This is a genomic window from Paenibacillus pinisoli (assembly GCF_003605435.1).
Taxonomy (GTDB): domain Bacteria; phylum Bacillota; class Bacilli; order Paenibacillales; family Paenibacillaceae; genus Pristimantibacillus; species Pristimantibacillus pinisoli.
On the sequence record NZ_QXQB01000002.1, the window covers coordinates 1,079,694 to 1,098,551 of the forward strand.

At 53.4% G+C, this 18,858-nt stretch carries 16 protein-coding genes; 6 read left to right on the forward strand and 10 right to left on the reverse strand.

What is annotated here, in order from left to right; translation table 11 throughout:
* Positions 1–23 precede the first annotated feature (23 nt).
* Positions 24–446 carry a DUF4395 domain-containing protein gene (locus D3P09_RS12165; RefSeq protein ID WP_120110103.1) on the forward strand — a complete coding sequence of 141 codons (423 nt, stop codon included), beginning with the start codon at positions 24–26 and terminating at the stop codon, positions 444–446.
* Positions 447–473: 27 nt separating this feature from the next.
* Here the strand turns inward: D3P09_RS12165 and D3P09_RS12170 are convergent, their stop codons facing one another.
* The 3 genes from D3P09_RS12170 to D3P09_RS12180 form a co-directional block, all read right to left on the reverse strand.
* Positions 474–1,235 (reverse strand): protein-glutamine gamma-glutamyltransferase, encoded by a 762-nt coding sequence (locus D3P09_RS12170; RefSeq protein ID WP_243644108.1) that lies wholly within the window; start codon positions 1,233–1,235, stop codon positions 474–476.
* A gap of 98 nt (positions 1,236–1,333) precedes the next feature.
* Positions 1,334–2,113: a Cof-type HAD-IIB family hydrolase gene (locus tag D3P09_RS12175; protein ID WP_120110104.1), complete on the reverse strand. Its 780-nt coding sequence runs from the start codon at positions 2,111–2,113 to the stop codon at positions 1,334–1,336.
* 65 nt (positions 2,114–2,178) lie between these two features.
* Positions 2,179–2,628 carry an SRPBCC family protein gene (locus D3P09_RS12180; RefSeq protein WP_120110106.1) on the reverse strand — a complete coding sequence of 150 codons (450 nt, stop codon included), beginning with the start codon at positions 2,626–2,628 and terminating at the stop codon, positions 2,179–2,181.
* Positions 2,629–2,737: 109 nt separating this feature from the next.
* Between D3P09_RS12180 and D3P09_RS12185 the strand changes: the two genes are divergently transcribed.
* Positions 2,738–3,547 (forward strand): AraC family transcriptional regulator, encoded by an 810-nt coding sequence (locus D3P09_RS12185; RefSeq protein ID WP_120110108.1) that lies wholly within the window; start codon positions 2,738–2,740, stop codon positions 3,545–3,547.
* 135 nt (positions 3,548–3,682) lie between these two features.
* Complete coding sequence (locus D3P09_RS12190; protein WP_120110109.1) at positions 3,683–4,504, forward strand: hypothetical protein; 822 nt, start codon at positions 3,683–3,685, stop codon at positions 4,502–4,504.
* A gap of 192 nt (positions 4,505–4,696) precedes the next feature.
* Here D3P09_RS12190 and D3P09_RS12195 read toward each other — a convergent pair whose 3' ends face one another.
* The 3 genes from D3P09_RS12195 to D3P09_RS12205 all read right to left on the reverse strand — a co-directional run bounded on the left by D3P09_RS12195 (position 4,697) and on the right by D3P09_RS12205 (position 9,761).
* Entirely contained in the window at positions 4,697–8,560 is a 3,864-nt protein-coding gene (locus D3P09_RS12195; protein WP_120110111.1) for a discoidin domain-containing protein, read from the reverse strand.
* A 220-nt stretch (positions 8,561–8,780) separates the two neighbouring features.
* The gene (locus D3P09_RS12200; RefSeq protein WP_120110112.1) at positions 8,781–9,173 is read right to left on the reverse strand and encodes a hypothetical protein; all 393 of its coding nucleotides are present in this window, start codon (positions 9,171–9,173) and stop codon (positions 8,781–8,783) included.
* 309 nt (positions 9,174–9,482) lie between these two features.
* Positions 9,483–9,761 carry a hypothetical protein gene (locus D3P09_RS12205; protein ID WP_120110114.1) on the reverse strand — a complete coding sequence of 93 codons (279 nt, stop codon included), beginning with the start codon at positions 9,759–9,761 and terminating at the stop codon, positions 9,483–9,485.
* Between the two features lie 243 nt (positions 9,762–10,004).
* On the opposite strand from D3P09_RS12205, the gene D3P09_RS12210 reads away from it, so the two are divergent.
* The gene (locus tag D3P09_RS12210) at positions 10,005–11,615 is read left to right on the forward strand and encodes a bifunctional metallophosphatase/5'-nucleotidase (RefSeq protein WP_165867412.1); all 1,611 of its coding nucleotides are present in this window, start codon (positions 10,005–10,007) and stop codon (positions 11,613–11,615) included.
* A 151-nt stretch (positions 11,616–11,766) separates the two neighbouring features.
* Here D3P09_RS12210 and D3P09_RS12215 read toward each other — a convergent pair whose 3' ends face one another.
* Complete coding sequence (locus tag D3P09_RS12215; protein ID WP_120110118.1) at positions 11,767–12,135, reverse strand: DoxX family protein; 369 nt, start codon at positions 12,133–12,135, stop codon at positions 11,767–11,769.
* Positions 12,136–12,334: 199 nt separating this feature from the next.
* Here D3P09_RS12215 and D3P09_RS12220 point away from each other — a divergent pair, with 199 nt between their 5' ends.
* Complete coding sequence (locus D3P09_RS12220; protein WP_120110120.1) at positions 12,335–12,682, forward strand: winged helix-turn-helix transcriptional regulator; 348 nt, start codon at positions 12,335–12,337, stop codon at positions 12,680–12,682.
* Between the two features lie 573 nt (positions 12,683–13,255).
* Positions 13,256–14,542, forward strand: coding sequence for a GTPase HflX (hflX, locus tag D3P09_RS12225; RefSeq protein ID WP_120110121.1), 1,287 nt, complete (start codon positions 13,256–13,258; stop codon positions 14,540–14,542).
* Positions 14,543–15,059: 517 nt separating this feature from the next.
* On the opposite strand, the gene D3P09_RS12230 is transcribed toward hflX, so the two are convergent.
* The 3 genes from D3P09_RS12230 to D3P09_RS12240 all read right to left on the reverse strand — a co-directional run bounded on the left by D3P09_RS12230 (position 15,060) and on the right by D3P09_RS12240 (position 18,775).
* Complete coding sequence (locus tag D3P09_RS12230) at positions 15,060–16,052, reverse strand: ABC transporter permease (RefSeq protein ID WP_120110123.1); 993 nt, start codon at positions 16,050–16,052, stop codon at positions 15,060–15,062.
* Positions 16,045–17,541, reverse strand: a complete 1,497-nt coding sequence (locus D3P09_RS12235; RefSeq protein WP_120110804.1) for a sugar ABC transporter ATP-binding protein — start codon at positions 17,539–17,541, stop codon at positions 16,045–16,047. The genes D3P09_RS12230 and D3P09_RS12235 overlap by 8 nt, the downstream gene beginning before the upstream one ends.
* Positions 17,542–17,662: 121 nt before the next feature.
* A complete protein-coding gene (locus D3P09_RS12240; RefSeq protein WP_120110125.1) occupies positions 17,663–18,775 on the reverse strand; it encodes a sugar ABC transporter substrate-binding protein in 1,113 nt (370 codons plus the stop codon).
* Positions 18,776–18,858: the final 83 nt, after the last annotated feature.

Here is an 18,858-nt window from a genome sequence, read left to right on the forward strand (position 1 = left end):
CTATCGGAAAGGTAGGTAATAATATGAAAGAAATTCCTCTCGCTTATGTTCGCAGCAACCAGGCTGGCATCGTCGCGACATTGCTGATCGCCATCACCCTCCAATTGCCGTGGCTGATCGTTGCGTTATGGATCGTCCAGCTGGTCGGCTTGCTGCTAGGTGCCAAAGCTAATTTATTTATCGTAATTGCGAAGCCGTTCGTTGCGAAATATGCGGCATCCGGCGCGGCCGAGGCGGCAGAGCTTCAGCGCTTCAACAACTCGCTAGGCATTGTGTTCCTGACTTGCTCGCTGCTCAGCTTCCTGCTGGGCTGGAGCGCCGCAGGCTATGTCTTCGCGGGCATGATGGGAGCCGCAGCGCTTGCCGCTCTGCTCGGCTACTGCATCGGCTGCACGATCTATTTCCAATACAAACAGCTTCGCGCAAGAAGGCTGAGCCGCGGTTAATCCGCTGCCCAGCCTTCTTCATGTCCGTTACACAAGCGCCTCTTCGTCCTCGCGCATCGTCAGCATGCGCACCGCTTCGAAGTCTGGCCTCAGCACCAAATCCTGCAGATACGCAGAGATCATGCTGCCCGGCACTCTCGCCCTGTTGAGTTGAGCAATAATGTCCTGTCCGGTGCCAATGCCGATTCCATGGCCGAAGAACAGATTGTCATCAAGCTTGATCACATTCTCCCCCTGCCATTCCGGCGAGCCGGGGTCATGGTCGGGATTTTTGAAGTACATGACATCTCCCGCATATGTCTCGTTCAGATTGTTGTTCGTCGTCAGGCGAAGATCCTTGTCGTATTGCCAGTCCCGCAGAAACAGATTTTGAAAATGCCGGTTGAACGCAGCCTCTCCAATCGTCTCCAGCACCGCTTTGTACAACATAATAATAATGGCCCCGGCGCATTCGAAGGCATAGTAATGCCCTTGCTGGAATATATCGTTCACCCCAACGGAAGGCGGCACGCCCGGCCTTAGCAGGAAGCCTCCATCCGGTGTACGAATCCAGTACCTCGGGTTGGCGCGGGAGTTGCTGAAGGTCGCGAAGCTGACACCGCTCTGGTACATCGCCTTCGCCGCCTCCACGATATTCGTCCTCATCTTCAATTCGAAGAGCAGGGCCTCCTGCGACGGATACCAGTACATAACGGGACTAGCCTGTTTCTGCCGCAGTGTCTTCTTCTCAAGCTCCGTCAGCATCCGCGGCGGGAACTGTACGGGGCTGCCGTCCGAGATTACGATCACGTCATTACCCCCAAGCTGTTGGTATGATTAGGTTATTGTACGTGGGAAATCTCGTTTGGTGAGTCCTAAAAAACGGCGAACAAGCGCAATCCGGCAATTTATGCCGTTAACAGTCCCGCTTTGATCAGTCCATTGCGTATGCCTTTCTCGTCCACATGCGTCGTCACGAAGTTGGCAAATGGCAGCAATTCCGGATGCGAATTGCCCATCGCCACCCCGAAGCCGACATACTCCAGCATCTCTTTATCATTCAGGCCGTCACCGAAAGCTACAGCATGCTCCGCCGTATAACCCAGCTCGTCCAACAGCGCTGCGATGCCTTGCGCCTTGGAGCCGCCGAGCGGCAGTACGTCCATTGCCTGCGGGTGCCAGCGAATAAGCGTAAATTCGGATTTCAGCGACTCGTATAGATGCTCATCATGGCTCTCGCAATGCAGGAACACCTGGAATATACCATTCTCCCGCCAAAACTCCGGCTCAAAGGACGGCATATCGATTTTCAGCGATTGGATCGAATCCGTTACGAAGGGATGATTGTCCCGGTCAGAGCAGTAACGGCTCTCCCCTTCGAATACGAGGCCATGGTCATGCTGCGCCGCAAGCGCAACAAGCGTCTCCAGCGACGGCTTCTCAATCTCCCGCTTGTAGAGCGTCTGGCCCTTGTACACGACATAAGCGCCGTTCATGCACACATACGAATCTATGCCCAGCGCGTCAGTCAGCGGCTTAATGAAATACGGCGCTCTGCCCGTTGCAATAACAGGCTCGATGCCCTTCTCCTTCAATTCGTTAACCGCCTTAATCGTATCTGCCGGAATTTCCTTCTCCTCGTTCAACAACGTACCGTCAATATCAAAAAATACGAATTTGTAGCTCATGCTGCCATTCTCCTATCCCTTTTTCCTCCTAGTATAAAGAATAGTAGAGATGACGGCTACCCCTGTTACCAGCCAAAATCTAGCGACTTGCCCGTCTCGACATACGTTTTCAGGCTGCTGAGAATGATCGCCCAGCTTTCCGCCGCCTTGCCTACGCTGGGATGATTGTCCGAATATTGATCGTTGACCAGCGTCAGCTTCGTGCAAGACCCGGCCTGCTCCAGCGTGTAGATAATGCGGGAAGTCAGCTCCGCATGATTCTCGTAATAAGATGGTCCCGGATGCTCCAGCATCACCAGCCTGCTGCCTTCCTCAACCTCTAGTATTTCGCCGTATACATGCAGCGTCTCCGGACCGTCATTGCCTGGGCCAATATAAGCGAACGGACTTCCCGGCTTTAAATCGGACTCCAATATGCAATCGAAGTAAATGCGACGCGTTCCTTCCGGCTGAATTAAGGCTTCCCATACCTTGGACGGTTCCGCTCCGATATAAGTAACAAAAGTATGACTCATGGCTGCACGCTCCTCAATCTGGATTTAATGGATATACGACAAGTATAATAAAGTTGATAGAGGCTGTATTGTAAAAATGCGACAGACCATATAAGGAGTGATCCAGACGATGACTTCCCCGCTCCAACACGCCAGCATGGGCGTTCTGAAACCCACCGAGGCGGAGAAGCGCTTCCAGCTGCTCCGATTCCCTCCATCGCCCGAACTGGCCCCATTCGTCAAGCATTATTGGATCGTTAGCTGGAATCTTGGAGAAGGTGTCCACTATGGCCAGGATGTCATCCCCAATCCCTGTGTGAACATGGTAGCCGAGCATTCCGGCATCGCTGTATACGGCGTATCCAGCCGAATGTATACGAAGCATCTGGAGGGCGCGGGCAGAGCTTTCGGCGTGAAGTTCCATCCCGGAGGCTTCTATCCCTATATCAAGCAGCCGCTTTCCTCGTTAACCGACAGCTCCATGAGCATGATGGATGCTTTTGGCACAGAGGGAGAATCATTGCTATCCGCTTTGCGAAGCGGAGAGACTCCGGAAATACTCATTGATCATGCCGACCGTCTCTTGCGGGACGCCCTGCCGGAGCAAGATCCTATATCCGCGGTGATTCTCGAAATTATAACCTATATTCAGCAAAATCGTGATGTGACCCGCGTCGAGCAGCTGAGCGCCTATTTTGGCCTGCATGTCCGAAAGCTTCAGCGGCTATTTCACAAGTATGCCGGCGTCAGTCCCAAATGGGTGATTCAGCTGTACCGGCTCCATAATGCGGCTGAGATGCTGGATCGCGGAGAAGCCGATGACTGGGCGAAGCTTAGCGCGGAGCTTGGCTTCTTCGACCAATCCCACTTCATCCGCGCTTTCAAGGCAATGCTCGGCATGACGCCGGACTCTTATTATTCTATCCCTGCCGAGAGTTGACCGTATCCGGAGGATGCGGTATAGTAAGGAAAAATAAGGTACGGAAATGCAGGAAGCACCTGCAAGGCTTGACATTCATGTCAGCCTTGCAGGTGCTTTTTTTCGTTTTCGCCTCAATTGCCCAAGGAGGAATGTATGTTGAGAATCCCGTTCATGCTTCGTGTTTGTTGTCTCATCCTTGCTCTGTCGCTAGCCGGATCGGCAGCGGTGCGGGCAGCGCCGTTCGAATTTTCGGCATCGGCGAAGAAGTCGTTTGACCAGATCGTGAATAACGCCAGCGCTTCCGCCGCCACGCAGCTCAAGAAGAACTATGGGGAGCTTCAATCGCTGCAAAAACAAGATGTTGGCATGGACACCAAGATTAGCGCGCTCCGTTACAAGAATCAGGAGAATGATACGCTCATCCGCAAGCGGATCAAGGACATCGACAAGAGCAAGATCGCCTCGCTGGAAGGCGATGCCGCCAAGGCCAAGCAGCGGTACCAGCCGCTATTCGATCTGTACAATACGCAGAGATCGCAGCTCAGCCTGGCCAAAGCCGCCAAAAACAAAGAGCTGACCTCCATCATGAACACCAAGGTCGAGGTGTCCAAAATCGCCGTCCAAGCGGCCAAAAAGGACATTAGCGCGAAGGAAGCCGCCGTGAAAAAAGCAAAGGCGGACGCCACCGCCAAAACAAAAGCCGTGCGGGGCATCCTGGATGCCAACAAAGCGACAGAATCGCGGATCAAAGCGGCCAAGAGCGCCGCAAGCCATACGAAGAAGCTGTTCGCCGCCGAGTCCAAGGTGCTGCTGCAGACTGTGCGCAGCGGCGACGCATACGGTACCTCCTCCTCTCTGTCCCGAATGCTGGTGCATATCAGACAAATCCTGATCTATAAAGCAAATATGCATTATTACGAGACCCAAATCGCTTCCGTCATTGCCAAAGCGGAGGCCAAGCTGAAGAGCTATTAGCTTTGCCCTTGTTTCCCGATAGATAACCGCTATATGTCCTGATTGCTGCTGTTCTGAATCGGCCGAGCTGCGTTTCATCTGTGGTCTGTTATTGGCTGGCTGACCATGAAGCTTTTGAAGCCTTTGTCTCTGCATAGCCGCAAAAGACGGCTCAAGCCGCTTTCGCGTACTGGAGCCGCCCCTACAATGCATTTACGGATTAATAATGATGTTGAAGGTCGATGTCGTATTTTTAATATCCTGATGGTTATTGATGAGCTTCAGATTGTTGAACGTGACGGAGCCGACGGCTGGACCCTGGCCCGGCTCAGGCATCTCGTTGACCCAGATGCCGAAGCCCGACTTGGCATCGTAGGCGTCGCCGCTCTTCTGCGCCCCGGATATCGTAATGTTGCTGAAGATCGTGTCGGTAACCGGATTTTCCGGCTGCGAGCCTGTGTACTTCGTCTGGAACATGATGCCGGAGTAGGTCGGGTCGATAATGTCGACATTATTGACTCTGATGCCCTGGAACACCTTCGATGCCGAGAATATCCAGATGCCCGGGAACGTCTGGCCGTTCCAGAAGTGGCCGCCTGCCCTTACGATCGAGATATTCTCGAAGTTCGTAGTAGGCGAAGCTCCGAAGCCGTTCATCGGATAGCCGAAGTCCAGCGAGCTGATCGTAATGCCGGAGTACGTCAGCGTGTCGGCAATATAGATATTGCGGAAGGTATTGCCGTAACCGCCGTATACGGCTACGCCTGCTGCGCGCCAAGGCAGTATGGCTGACAGATTCTCGTAGACGTTGCTATGCATATCTGCGCCGCCTGCGTCGATAGCCGAGAACAACGCGAAGCTGTCGTCGCCCGTTGATCTGGCTTCGACGTTGGACACCAGATTATGCGTGCTTCCATTTGTCATGTTGATGCCGTCCGCATACATATTGCGGATTCGCGAGTTGGTAATCTTCATATAGTCGGTATTGGCTCCCCAATAGAGACATACCATATGCTCCGCCCAGATGTTATCGATTGTAATATTTGCTACGTTGCTGAAATCGAATACTTTGCCCGGCCCGTCAATACGCTGCACATAGTTGCCGAAGTAGGCAAAGCCTTTGAACGTAGAGCCGTTCGCCGAGCTTTCCGCCCGGAAGCCGATATCCGTATTCGTCTGGCTCGACGGCGCATAGAAGCGTGTATACCATGGGCCTGCTCCTACTACTTGCACTGGCTTGCCGTATACCTGGAATTTATTCGCCGTCTCATAATTGCCCGGAGGCAGGTAGACGCCTATAAGATTGCCCGTCGTATCCATACGCACCTGATCCAGCGCGTTCTGCACCGCTTGATGCGTGAAGCCCGATGGGGTCACATATTTCGCAGGGTCAGGGTTGGCGATTGGCGACACATGCTCCAGATTAATAAAGTCGACAGCATAGCTGGTCGTGTTGGCAGCATCCTTCTGCAGCCGGATCTTGCTGCCTGACGGAATGACCGTATCGAACATAATGTTCGCCTCGTCATAGATATGGCGCGGCGATCCATCGGACGGGTTGTTGGAAGGATTCGCTTCATTGCCGTAATGCCAAGTATGCTTCGATGTAAGAGGGATTGCCTTCGCAAATACGCCATCCACGTATACGTTCAGCGTGGAGTTCTGCCCCTGCCCGTTCGCGGAGTCCGGAATGGAATATCTCACGACAAGCGTATTCGTGCTTGCTTTGGATGTAAATTCCACATAGCTTCCTGTAGAATTCAGCGTAACCGCTTTGCGGCCGGATGCTTCGCCAGCCAAATCGCCGATAATGCGGTTCGGACCGACAACGGATGCACCGCCGCCAATAGCCGCATCCTCCGCTTCATACATGTCATACGGCATGTTCGCGCCGCGTCCGACAAAGAACGGCTGAGTGCTGCTGTTGTTGCCCTGCTTCACCGGAAGCTCATTGGCATCAACCGCGACCTGTACGTTCACGTTGTATTTGCCGTTGCCTGCCGTCCATGTTCCCAAGGCGACCGGCGCTGTCGTTACACCGCTGCCAATTACGCCTGTATACGCCCCTGTCAGCGTCTTTAGCACAGCATTGGTCGCGGCATCCGTTATCGTCAGCGTAATGTTATGCGCGCCGCCTGCCGATGCGATCGTTCCTTGGTTTTTCAGCGCGACAGAGAAGGATACCGTATTGCCCGCCGATGGATTGCTTGGCGACCAGCTTACGGACGCTGCGACCAGGTCGGAGCTTGCGACCGGACTGACGGCAAGCTGCGTCTGGCTTGTGAAGCTGTTGTTGTTTTCATTTATCTCAATGACGCTGTTGGCCTCATCTACCTTGGCCGTTACCGAATAGCCCCCTGCATTGCGGGTTCCGATGTTTAGGGATACATTTGTCGAAGCGCCTGCGTTCAGCGCACCTACCGGCGCGCTTCCGACAAGCGTCGTACCTAGATAAAAATTCACATGGGTTGCTCCCGAGGCTCTTGTGCCTATATTGGCAACTGTCGCTTGCAGCGTAACCGGATTGGTCTCAACCGGTGATTGAGGCGTCCATGTCAATCCGGTTATCGTCAAATCCGGATTCGGAGCCGGCGAGCCGATTACCTGAAACTCCGCCACTTGGCCTGCGCCCGATCCGGTATTGGCGGTGAAGCGCAGCCGCACATCCTTCACTGTCGCCGTAACCGGAATCGTTACTGTATTGCCCGTTGCCGGATTAAACGTATAGTTCGCTGAAGGAACGATTGTGGTGAAGCCCGAAGCGCTTTGCTCGCGGCCCTGTACCTCCAGCGTCTGTGTTCTTGTGCCCCATGCAGAGCTAGGATTCAGCTTCAACACAATAGATGTCACATTCGCATTGGCGCCAAGATCAACAGTGAGCAGATTCGGGTAAGAACCGCCCGCTCCCTCCCAATAAGTGTTCACGTCATTATCGTTGGCATTCGCAGCGATGAACGTATGCACATAGGAAGAGCCTGTGATCGGCTTGCCTGCAGCCAGGTTGCTGCCCGGTCCTGGGGTCGGCGTCGGTGTTACTGTTGGTGTTGGTGTCGGTGTCGGTGTTGGTGTTGATGTCGATGTTGGTGTTGGTGTTGGTGTTGGTGTTGGTGTTGGTGTTGGTGTTGGTGTTGGTGTTGGTGTTGGTGTTGGTGTAGGCGAAGTCGAAGCGGCTACGGTGATGGAGTCCAAATTCACATTGCCGCTATCGCCTGGGTCATATTTGTACATAATGGTGTTGGAGCCGGAATTCAGGGTGAAGGTTTCCTTTTGCGTTGCCCATTGCGACCAGGAGGATTGATTGGCTAGCGTTGTTTGCTTCACCTTGGTTCCGTTAACGTATACGCTGAGCGTCTTGCTCCCGCCCGAGGCGTTGCCGTATCTTAATGTGACTTCGTATTGTCCGGCCGAGGCAGCTTGTACCTGGAACGCAGCAGCCGCTCCTTGCTGCCAGTAGCCGTCTACGAAGCCGGAGCCTGTATAGCCGGCATGATCATTATTGATCTTCGCGCCGCCTGTTAACGCGGCTGCTTCTGCTTCATATACGCCGGAAGCGGTGACAGGCGTTCCGATTACCTCCAGCTCTGACAATTGGCCGGCAGACCACCCGGTATTGGCCGTGTAGTAGACACGAACGAACCTTGTGTCCGTCGAAGGCAGATCGATGTTCACCGTATTGCCCGTATTGGGATTAAAGGTATATGACGAAGACGCAACAATTGTATTGTAAGCGCTGCCATTTGTGCTGCCTTGAATAGCTAATGTTTGGCTTCTGGCTTCCCAGTTGCCCGGAAGCTTCAGCGTAACGCGAGTAATGCTGGACAAGCCTCCAAGATCAACTGCAATCCATTGCGGGAATGCGTTATTCGCGCTTTCCCAATAAGAGCCCTGGTTGCCGTCATTCGCGTTGCCCGGGCCATATGGCGATACGAATGAACTGGCAGACATGGCCTTGCCCGCTGCCAAATTGCTGGCCGCCGACGCAATCGGCGGGTAAAGCGCAAGCTGTGACAACAAAAGCGTGAATGCTAGCAATATAATCAGTATCGTTCGGTGTCTAGGGTAGGAATCCATCCTCATAATGCTCCTCCTCTATTCTTTTTTTTGAAATACCGAGCCAATCCTAACAATTCTTTCTCGCCTGCATGCCCCTTCACTCACGCCTCCTCTCCCATCTGCTCGCCTTCCCGGTCACTTCCACTATACGGCACCCTCACCGTCCATCACTAGGCGTATTATTAAGCTTTGTATGTCTATTCTTACAATAAAAAAAAGGAGCTGCCTGCAGCTCCTCTTGTCCTTATCTTGTTTTCTTGTAGCGCAGTACCGCCGCAACAACCTCTACGACAATACCTATAGCGATGCCGCCTACCGTCACCAACAGAAAAGACAGAAAGCTGATCAAATCCTCCCAGCCATTCTTGTCCGATCCTAGTAAGGCCATCGCAGCGAGCCCGGCAATGAATCCGCCATTCGATATTCCCCATAGCCAGCGTGCCCCGAACCAGCCTGCGGCACTAAAGGCAAATGACACTCCTGCCGCCAGCAGCAGCATCCGAAATGCATGCACCCCCGTAAAGGTCTGACCCATATGCACAAAACGAATAAGCCATAGAGCAGCCCCGGCGATCAAAGTCGATCCAGCCGCGATAGCCCACCACTTGCCGCTTTTTGCCGCGGGAATCCATTTCATCGTTACCTCTCCTTCTCCCATCAGCCTATGCATAAATAGACGCGTCCAAAGTCACAATGTTTCGCTGGTATTCACAATACTTTAGTCCATATGTCTTAGACGGCAATCCGTCTGCTTGTTATTCTAATCCTGCATACCTGCCAAGAACAGGATTCCCTACTTCTCCTAATATTCTTCATAAATAGCCTAAAACCTGTTGCAAGCGATACAGAAGCCAGAATCTTCATTTGTGACTCTGGTCCCTTCGCGTTATTAATGTCCGACTACCTGCATCGCAGTTATTCCTGAGTCTTGTGAACCTGCGGTTCGTTATGCCCGCTTTTCTTTGCGTCTGTATTTCCTCTTCGGGAAAATAGTCTTGTATATCGCAATCGTATGAAGGGCGTTCTTGTCGCAAGAAACCAACGATCCATCCTCTTCCACGACGATAAGCGAGCGAGTCACCTTATTCCGGTACCGGTAACCTTCCGAGCCGCTCCCGTCATATTGCAAATATCCCATTAATGCACCAGCCTCCGCCGGATGCGCTTTTGCCAAAAACAGCTCAATCGGGGCTAGCGGCCCCGCCTTGCTTTCCTGCATGCCCACCCATAACACCTCCAATCCATTAAAAAAGCACCGTGACTAACAGAACCAAGTTCTGAGGTCACGGTGCTTCCGTACAATTCGTTACTAATAATGTAACATGATTCCAATTCGCCCGCAACCGCCGCCGCCACGCCATTTTAAATGATTGTAAATGCTTAATATCCTAAAGGATCGGATGGCTCGGCGGCGAATCCGAAAAAAGGCGTGAAAACGCCCCACCCAATACGAATGAAGGTGCTTCAAATGACCAGCTCGAATTCTGCAACGTTTACAATATTAACGACCAGCGACATCCATGGCTTCAGATGCCCGCCGGATCGGTCTCCCTCGCTGTGCGACTGGAAGCGCATGTGCGCGCTGACCAGTCTGATCTTGGATAAGAAGCGGCAGCACGGAAGCTCGCTATTATGGATAGACAACGGCGACTTATATCAGGGTTCGCCGATATCCGATTATTTTATGAAGCAAATCCGAGACCGGAAGACGGGGACCCATCCCATGACGCAATGGCTTGCAGCAGCAGGCTGCGATGCTTTTGTACCCGGCAATCATGAGTTCAATTTTGGCCGCGGCGCGATTCAGCTGGTCTCCGCGGGTGCTCCTTGTCCATGGCTTTCTGCAAATATTGTAGTCCGGGAAACTCTCGAACCGTTCTTCGGGAAGCCTTATCGAATATGGACGAGCAAAGCGGGCATCAGAGTTGCAGTGCTTGGCTTGACGACCGCTTATATTCCCCATTGGGAGCTGCCTGGCCATATTGAAGGCCTTGCCTTCCTGCCTGCAGTGGAAGCCGCCCGGAAATGGGTCCCCTATCTTCGGGAGAAGCAAGGGGCCGATATTGTGATCGTCTCTTACCACGGCGGCTTGGAGAGCGATCCCGCTACAGGCGAGTCAACGGAGCCATGTACTGTTGAAAATGAAGGCTGCCGGCTGTGCACCGAGGTTAATGGCATTGATGTGCTGCTGACCGGCCACCAGCATCGCCGTATAGAGGGCCAGGCAATTAACGGCACCGCCATCGTTCAGCCAAGCGTATATGGCTCTTATCTGGGCGAAGCCCAGCTTATGCTTGCCAGGTCAGACGATGGCCGCTGGACAGTTCAGGGGGCGTATACGCGGCTCATTCCGGTTACGGCAGCAGACGATAGCGAGGCGCCCGAATGGCTTAAGCCTCATATGGAGGAGCTTAATCAATGGATGGACCGGCCTCTCGGCCATATGGCAACCAATATGCTTATTGCTAACGCGCATGAAGCTAGAATTAGCAAGCATCCTTTTATCCAGTGGCTGAACGAGGTCCAAATGAACGCCGCCGGCACTAGTGTCGCGCTTACCGCACTAATGGACAACCATGCGCCAGGCTTTGGCTCGATGGTGACGATGCGCGATATCGCGGCTAATTACCCTTACCCTAATACACTAACGGTGCTCAAGCTAAACGGTCATCAGGTGAAGCTGGCTTTGGAGGAGACCGCCAAGTATTTTGCGCTGGACGACAAAGGCCAGATTATCGTTCATCCCGCCTACCTGTCACCGAAGCCCCAGCCGTTCCATTACGACATGTGGGAGGGTATTGAATATACGCTGGATATCTCACGTCCGCCGGGAGAGCGGGTCACGCGTCTTCTGTTCGACGGCGCTCCTTTGACTACGGACCAGGTGCTGGAGGTTGCGATGAACCATTACCGCGCAAGCGGCAGCGGCGGCTACGCAATGATGCTCGAAGCACCCATCGCAAGGCAATATAGCGTGGAAATAACGGATTTGATGGCTGAGGCTCTATTGTCGAAGGATGTGTGGCATGTGGAGCTACATGTGAATTGGCATGTCACTGGAGGATCCATTTCCCGCTGAGGTTCCCCATATGATTAATGGTAAATGATTTTCAAGCTGTTTTGGCGCCACAACGGCCGTGCTGCTCTGCACAACAAAAAACTCCAGCCTGCTGATATAGCAGTGCTGGAGTTTCCGCATTGTATGCATTGTCCCGTGCAGGAACGATTGATTAGAAAGGTGCAATCCACAGTCGGCCCGCTACAATGAACAAGGCCAATAGCAGCAGTATAACGTTCATGACCAAGGCTTGATTTTCATTGCGCTTAATATGGAACACAATCGCAAGCACCATAATGACGGCAATACCTAGCGCCGCGATTGGCGTAAGAATCGTCGCAATACCCAGCGCTCCCGGGAGAATAAGCCCCAATCCCCCAAGCAGCTCCGAAATGCCGATAAAGCGGACATAGCCGTCTGAATACTCCTTCGCCCACGGCAGCTTTTCCTTTGACTTCTCGTTAATTGCAGATTTCATAAAACCGGCCATAAGAAACATAAGTCCGAGAAAAATTTGAACTGCCCATAATGTGATGTTCATTGTCATCCTACCTCTCGTTTCGCCGCATAATTAACTTACTATTTGTAACTAAGTTTATTATAGTAACAACCATGCGTCAATCCTATTTTTCACTATTATCTATTCTCGGTTCAGCCCATTAATGCCGCTTAGAATTGCCTTGCATTGTCCCTTTTGCGTGCTGGTACTATAATAGGAAGTACAGAGAGGGTGTTCACGTATGGAGCAAAAGCAGCTTTGCGCACGATTTGAGAAAGCCGTCGAACTTTTAAGCAAACGATGGGTCGCATTTATTATTTTCCGGTTATTGTCCGGTCCCCAGCGTTTTTCCGATATCGATCACAGCCTGCCTAATCTGAGCGGCAAGGTTTTGTCCGACCGGCTCAAGGAGCTGGAGGCAGAGGGGCTGATCCGCCGCGATGTCTACCCGGAGATGCCTGTTCGCATCGAATATTCGTTAACTGAGAAAGGCCAGGCGCTGTCCCCGCTATTCGCCGATATCGCAGGCTGGGCGGAGCAATGGATTGACCCCGCAGACGCTGATTCCCCGGCAGAACCTAAATGTTAAAAGAAGGCGGCAGAGCTTGCTCGGTCGCCTTTCTTTCATGTGATGGCCGGCCCTCATCATGCTGAGAAGCATCAGGATGCAGCAAGACCACCCCCCACCTAGAGCAAGGTAGATTTGATTATAATTAAACTCTACGGCGATTTGTCTTGTCTGCCAGTTGCATCCGGATTTGCGATTATGCTACACTTGGTTCATTCCAAGGAATGGGGGTTACGTGGTGATAGATTACATCCGAGTTAGGTCTTTGCGCGGCTAATTGAATAGCGCCGAAGCTCTGCCTGTACGGGAGAGGACTCAGGATTGGTCTGTCTACATTCAAACGTAACCAGCTATAGCTAACCATATGGAGCAGCTGCTCCCTTTGCACTCGATTTGTCACGCTTGTTATGCAAGCGAGGCTGTTGTTGTAAGGGAATAACGCCTGCCTATGACTTGCTATAGAGGACCATTCATTTATCCGTGATAAGGGGTTATTTCCTTATGGCGGGTCTGATCTCCTCTTGCGATATGTGAACACAGGCTGAGTGCCTGTGTTTTTTTGATACTTTGAATGATTATTAGGAGGTTGAATATATGCAAGAATTAACGGAACAATCGGTTCAAAAAGCAATCGTAGTCGGTGTCCAGCTTCAGAAGGACACGGACTTTGAATACTCCATGCTGGAGCTGCGCAATCTGGCCGCCGCACGTTATATCGACGTCGTGGATGAATTAAATCAGAAGGCGGAGCGGATCAATCCCACCCACTATCTCGGAACGGGTAAAATTCAAGAGCTGAAGGCGCTGCTCGCAGGACACGAGACAGATATGGCGATTTTCAACGACGAGCTCTCCCCTTCCCAGATCCGCAACCTGGAGGCTGAACTGGAATGCGTCGTCATGGATCGCACGATGCTGATTTTGGATATTTTCGCAGAGCGCGCCAAGACGCGCGAGGCTCAGCTTCAAGTAGAAGTGGCCCGTCTGCAATATTCCCTGCCACGACTGGTTGGCCTTCGCGCCTCGCTGGGCAGACAGGGCGGCGGCGGCGGTGCTGGCCTGAGGAACAGAGGCGCCGGCGAGACGAAGCTGGAGCTTGACCGCCGCCGGATTGAAGAGCGCATCACCGCATTGCAGGATGAGCTGGAGAAGCTCGTCGCTACTCGCCAGCAGCAGCGGAAGAAGCGGAAGAAGAATGATATGCCGGTCGTCTGTCTTGTCGGCTATACGAATACGGGCAAATCCAGCTTAATGAACGCATTGCTGGAGACGTACGATCCCGAGACAACAAAGCAGGTTTTTGCCAAGGATATGCTGTTCGCCACCCTCGAGACTTCCGTTCGGAACATCGAGCTGCCGGACAACAAGTCCTTCCTGCTGACCGACACGGTCGGGTTCGTGAGCCAGCTCCCCCATCATTTGATCAAAGCATTCCGCTCCACGCTTGAAGAAGTGACCGAGGCAGACTTGCTCGTGCATGTGGTGGACTACTCCCATGAGGACTTTGAGCAGCTCGTCAATGTGACGAACGAGACGCTGGATGCGCTGGGAGCGGGAGAAATTCCGACGGTCTACGCTTACAACAAGTGCGATCTGACCGACCATGCTTACCCGGTTGCATACGAACGCAACGTGTATATGTCCGTGAAGGAGCGCGCAGGCATCGCCGAGCTTGTAGAAGTTGTGAAGGGACATATCTTCGGAGATTACGTGAAGAAGGAAATTTTGATTCCGTACGAACAAGGCCGTCTGGTCTCGTACTTTAACGAGCGTGCCAACGTCCTCGAGACCAGCTATGAGGAAAATGGCACCCGTATGAAGCTCGAATGCAGCTTGGCCGACTACGACCGCCACCGCTCGGACTTCACCGAGCTGGAATAGTAAGAGCAGGCTGCTCGCGACGCGGCGGCGCACGCTCTTAGCCGAGTTTCTCGGATTGCAGCTGCTCGCGACGCGGCGGCGTATGCTTTAAGCCGAGCTTCTCGGCTTGCAGCTGCTCGCAGCGCGGCGGCGCACGCTCTAAGCCGAGTTTCTCGGATTGCAGCTGCTCGCAGCACGGCGGCGCACGCTCTAAGCCGAGTTTCTCGGATTGCAGCTGCTCGCGACGCGGCGGCGCACGCTCTTAGCCGAGTTTCTCGGATTGCAGCTGCTCCCGGCGCGACGGCGCACGCTCTTAGCCGAGTTTCTCGGATTGCAGCTGCTCGCGACGCGGCGGCGCACGCTCTAAGCCGAGTTTCTCGGATTGCAGCTGCTCGCAGCACGGCGGCGCACGCTCTAAGCCGACATTCTCGGCTTACAGAGCGCCGCAACGACGCACAAACAGCGCACTACCCAAAAAGCCCCTCCATGCAAACTTCACATGGAGGGGCTTTTCTTATATATGCGCGGTCGAGCAACGCTAATGCTTCCGCTTATAGTAAGTAATCGCTAGCGCTAGCGCGAGAACGGAGCCTTTGACGATATCCATCGAGTAGTATGGCACCGACATCATGATGAGGCCGTTCGAGAGGATTCCGATTAATACGGCGCCGACGAAGGTGCCGAATGCATTCGGCTTGCCTGCGCCCAGCACGGAGTAGCCGATGAAGGCGGCCGCTACCGCATCCATAAGATACGGTCCGCCGGCGTTCACTTCCGCCGTCATGACACGCGCTGCCAAAATAATGCCGCCAATGCTCGCAAAAAACGCGGATATGAGGTAAGCCAGAAGCCGATACTTGCTAACCGCAATACCGGACAGCTTGGCCGCCTCCACGTTGCCGCCGATCATATACATATACCGGCCGTGCTTCGTATATGTCAGGAAGATATGAACCACCAGAACAACAACGATCATAATAATAATGATCCACGGCACTTTGCCGAGGTCTCCGAACGCCTTCGGGATAACGCCTGTTGCAAAATCGCCGCTTGGCATAATCATATTTTGCGAGATGGTCGCGCCCCTGGTATACGTTAGCGCCACCCCTTGGAAAATAAACATCGTCGCCAGCGTCATAAGCATATCCTGTATCTTGAAATTAATGACCAGGAACGCATTCACCAAGCCTACGACCAGACAGAAAAAGATCGTAATAGCCAGACTCACGCCGACGCTCTGTCCATGCCAGACAAACAACGACATGACAAGCGCGTTCGCCACGGAGGCGGTAGAGCCGACCGATAAGTCAAAGCCCCCGACCGCCAGCGATACCGTTAAGCCGATCGCAATAATTGTTACAATCGAAATAGAACGAAGGATGCTGATAATATTCGTGTAGTTCAAAAAACTGTCCGTCATCGCGCCGAAAAATACAATCAGCAGCAATATCGTAATCAGCGTCCCGTATTTGTAGAGGAACTGGAATGCCCCGCCGCCTCGGCTGGACCGGATTGCATTAGCCTTATTCATGTGTGATTAAGCCCCCCGTGCTGTACAGCATAATTTCTTCCTCATTCGTGCGAGCCGTATCCAGCTCCTTTAGAATCGCCCCGTCATACATCACATAGATGCGGTCGGTAATGCCCATAATCTCCGCGATTTCGCTGGACGCATACAGGATGCTCTTCCCCTTGCCCGCAAGCTCCGCGATAAGATTATATATATCCCGCTTCGCGCCCACGTCAACGCCCTTGGTAGGCTCGTCGAATATATAAACATCCGCGTCCGTAAGCAGCCACTTGCCGATCGCAATCTTCTGCTGGTTGCCGCCGGACAAGTTGCGGACCTTGGCCTGCTGGCTCGGTGTCTTCACGCCGAGGCTATGAATAATCCCTTGCGCCGCGATCCGCTCCTTCCGGCTGCTCACCCAGGATGCGCCGCTCGTATATTTGGAGAGACTGGCAGCCGTCACGTTCAGAACGACTGATTCCTCAACGAAGATGCCCTCGCGCCGTCGCTCCTCCGGCACCAAAGCCAGTCCGCTGCGGACTGCCTCATGCGGACTGCGCACGTTCAGCTTCTTCCCGTTCAGGAACATATCCCCCTTAGCCGTCTCCGATGCGCCGAACAACGCACGGCACAGCTCCGTCTTGCCGGCTCCAACCAAACCCGCAAGACCTACAATCTCGCCCTTCCGGACGCCGAGCGATACCCCGTTCACTTTGCCGCTGTCATAGATCTCTTTCGCTTCAAAAGCAACCTCGCCAATCCGGCTTTCCCGCACAGGGAACTGGCCGTCCAGCTTGGCTCCCAGCATATGCTCCACGATCTCCTGCTGCTCCAGCTTTGCGATCTCATCGCGCGTCACCAAGCGGCCGTCCCGCATAATTGTAATATCATCGCAAATCTCGTATAGCTCAGGAAGCCGGTGCGAGATAAAGATAATGCCGACACCCTCCGACTTCAGCAGCCTGACAAGAGAGAAAAGCGCCTCTGTCTCACTGATGCTAAGCGGCGCAGTAGGCTCGTCCAGCACTAGAAACTTGCACTCCAGCGAGACAGAGCGGGCAATAAGCACCATCTGCTTCTCCGCGAGCGTCAATTCCTGAACCAGCTTCCGCGTCGGCACCCTCACCTTCAGCCGGTCCAACACCGCCTGCGCCGACCGGTGCAGCTGCTTCCAATTGACCATATGCTTGCCGCGCATACCATGCACCGTATGCTCCATCATAATATTTTCGCCGACGGACAGATTCGGGATCAGCGCGGTGTCCACTTCCTGGTATACAATCTGAATGCCGCAGCTCTTCGCATCCTTCGGGCTTCGAATATTCGCATGCTGACCGTTCAGCAGAATCTCGCCTGTGTAATGGCTGTAAGCGCCAGACAGCACCTTCATCAGCGTCGACTTGCCCGCTCCATTGGCGCCGATCAGCGCATGGGATCTTCCGCTCTCCGTATGGAAATCCACTTCGGTCAGTGCCTGTACTCCGGGGAAGGCAATCGAGATGCCTTTCATCTCCAGTCGCGTTCTATTGTGATCCGCCAAGAGGCGCACCTCCCTCTCCAAACAGGATTGAGCGCCCCCATCCATCGGATAAGGGCGCCTGTATGTTGGTCCTATTATTGCATCAAGCGGCTTACTTGGCGTTAGCTTCCTTGAGTGCTTTCATCCAATCCGTCTCAAAAGCGTCCGTCGTGCCCCAGCCCGGAATAATGTCCGCGAGTGTTGCTACGTTAACCGCTTCGCTCGACTTCTTCAGATTCTCTTGCGTGATCAATGCCGCATCCAGGTCGAAGGTCGCAGGCGTCTCTTCGCCAGCCAGCTTCTTCGCTGCGATGCGCACGTTCACCGCGCCGATCATCTTCGCGTCTACAGCAGCCGTAGCTACCCACGGGCTGTTCTCTTCTTGCATCGCTTGCAGGTCGGCATTGGATACGTCGATGCCGTAGATTTTGATCTCGGTGCGTCCCGCTTCTACCAGAGCGCGGGTAGCGCCGATTGCGAATGCGTCCCAAGTTGCGAAGATCGCGTCGATTTCGCCTTTTGGATATTGAGTTAGCATAGCAGCAACCGCGTTTTGCGTTTCTACCGTTGTGTTGTCGTTGGCAACGCCGAAACGGGCTACTTCCTTAATGCCGGAGTGCTTCGCCAATACATCCTGATACACATGGTTGCGGCGAACCATTGGCGGGAAGCCGTCTACCCACAGGTATACGATCTTCGCTTCTTCGCCGTGCTGCTTCACTAGCTCGTCCAATGCGTATTGCGCCAAAGCTTCATCCTTCTGGGATGTCAGCGTTACGCCTTCCACCGTGCTCAGGTCGCCGATGGAGTCGAAGGCTACTACTTCAATGCCCTTGTCTCTTAGCTTCTGCGCCAGCTCAACAACCGCAGCATCCTCCGCGTGGGACAGGACTACCGCATCCACATCGCTGTTAGCCGCTTGTTCGATCGCGTCCAGATACTTCGCCGTGTCGCCGTTCGCCGAGAACGTGTCGACCTTGAAGCCAAGCGCCTCGCCCTCTTGCTTCGCGCCCGCCAGGAATTGCGCTGTATGATCGTCTCCGCCGATTTTGCGGATAACTTTAATTTTAATATCGCCCTTTTCTTTCAATGCTGCAGGCAGGTTCTCAACTTCTTTCACGGAACCTCCGGAAGACTTGCCGTTATCCGCTCCGCAACCCGTTGCTGCGATTACAATCGCCAGCATCAGCACCAGAACGACGCTTAATTTATTTCTCTTAAACATGCTGAACTCTCTCCTTCTGACTGATTAATTCACCACTTTAATACAAGTAATCCTATCGGATATACCCAGGTACGTCAATAGGT

Coding starts and splice junctions, on each gene's coding strand:
- D3P09_RS12210 (WP_165867412.1), top strand. CDS start 10,005: ATGACCAGCTCGAATTCTGCAACGTTTACAATATTAACGACCAGCGAC.
- D3P09_RS12230 (WP_120110123.1), bottom strand. CDS start 16,052: ATGAATAAGGCTAATGCAATCCGGTCCAGCCGAGGCGGCGGGGCATTC.
- D3P09_RS12235 (WP_120110804.1), bottom strand. CDS start 17,541: ATGAAAGGCATCTCGATTGCCTTCCCCGGAGTACAGGCACTGACCGAA.
- D3P09_RS12180 (WP_120110106.1), bottom strand. CDS start 2,628: ATGAGTCATACTTTTGTTACTTATATCGGAGCGGAACCGTCCAAGGTA.
- D3P09_RS12220 (WP_120110120.1), top strand. CDS start 12,335: ATGGAGCAAAAGCAGCTTTGCGCACGATTTGAGAAAGCCGTCGAACTT.
- D3P09_RS12240 (WP_120110125.1), bottom strand. CDS start 18,775: ATGTTTAAGAGAAATAAATTAAGCGTCGTTCTGGTGCTGATGCTGGCG.
- hflX (WP_120110121.1), top strand. CDS start 13,256: ATGCAAGAATTAACGGAACAATCGGTTCAAAAAGCAATCGTAGTCGGT.
- D3P09_RS12165 (WP_120110103.1), top strand. CDS start 24: ATGAAAGAAATTCCTCTCGCTTATGTTCGCAGCAACCAGGCTGGCATC.
- D3P09_RS12190 (WP_120110109.1), top strand. CDS start 3,683: ATGTTGAGAATCCCGTTCATGCTTCGTGTTTGTTGTCTCATCCTTGCT.
- D3P09_RS12195 (WP_120110111.1), bottom strand. CDS start 8,560: ATGAGGATGGATTCCTACCCTAGACACCGAACGATACTGATTATATTG.
- D3P09_RS12175 (WP_120110104.1), bottom strand. CDS start 2,113: ATGAGCTACAAATTCGTATTTTTTGATATTGACGGTACGTTGTTGAAC.
- D3P09_RS12200 (WP_120110112.1), bottom strand. CDS start 9,173: ATGAAATGGATTCCCGCGGCAAAAAGCGGCAAGTGGTGGGCTATCGCG.
- D3P09_RS12185 (WP_120110108.1), top strand. CDS start 2,738: ATGACTTCCCCGCTCCAACACGCCAGCATGGGCGTTCTGAAACCCACC.
- D3P09_RS12215 (WP_120110118.1), bottom strand. CDS start 12,135: ATGAACATCACATTATGGGCAGTTCAAATTTTTCTCGGACTTATGTTT.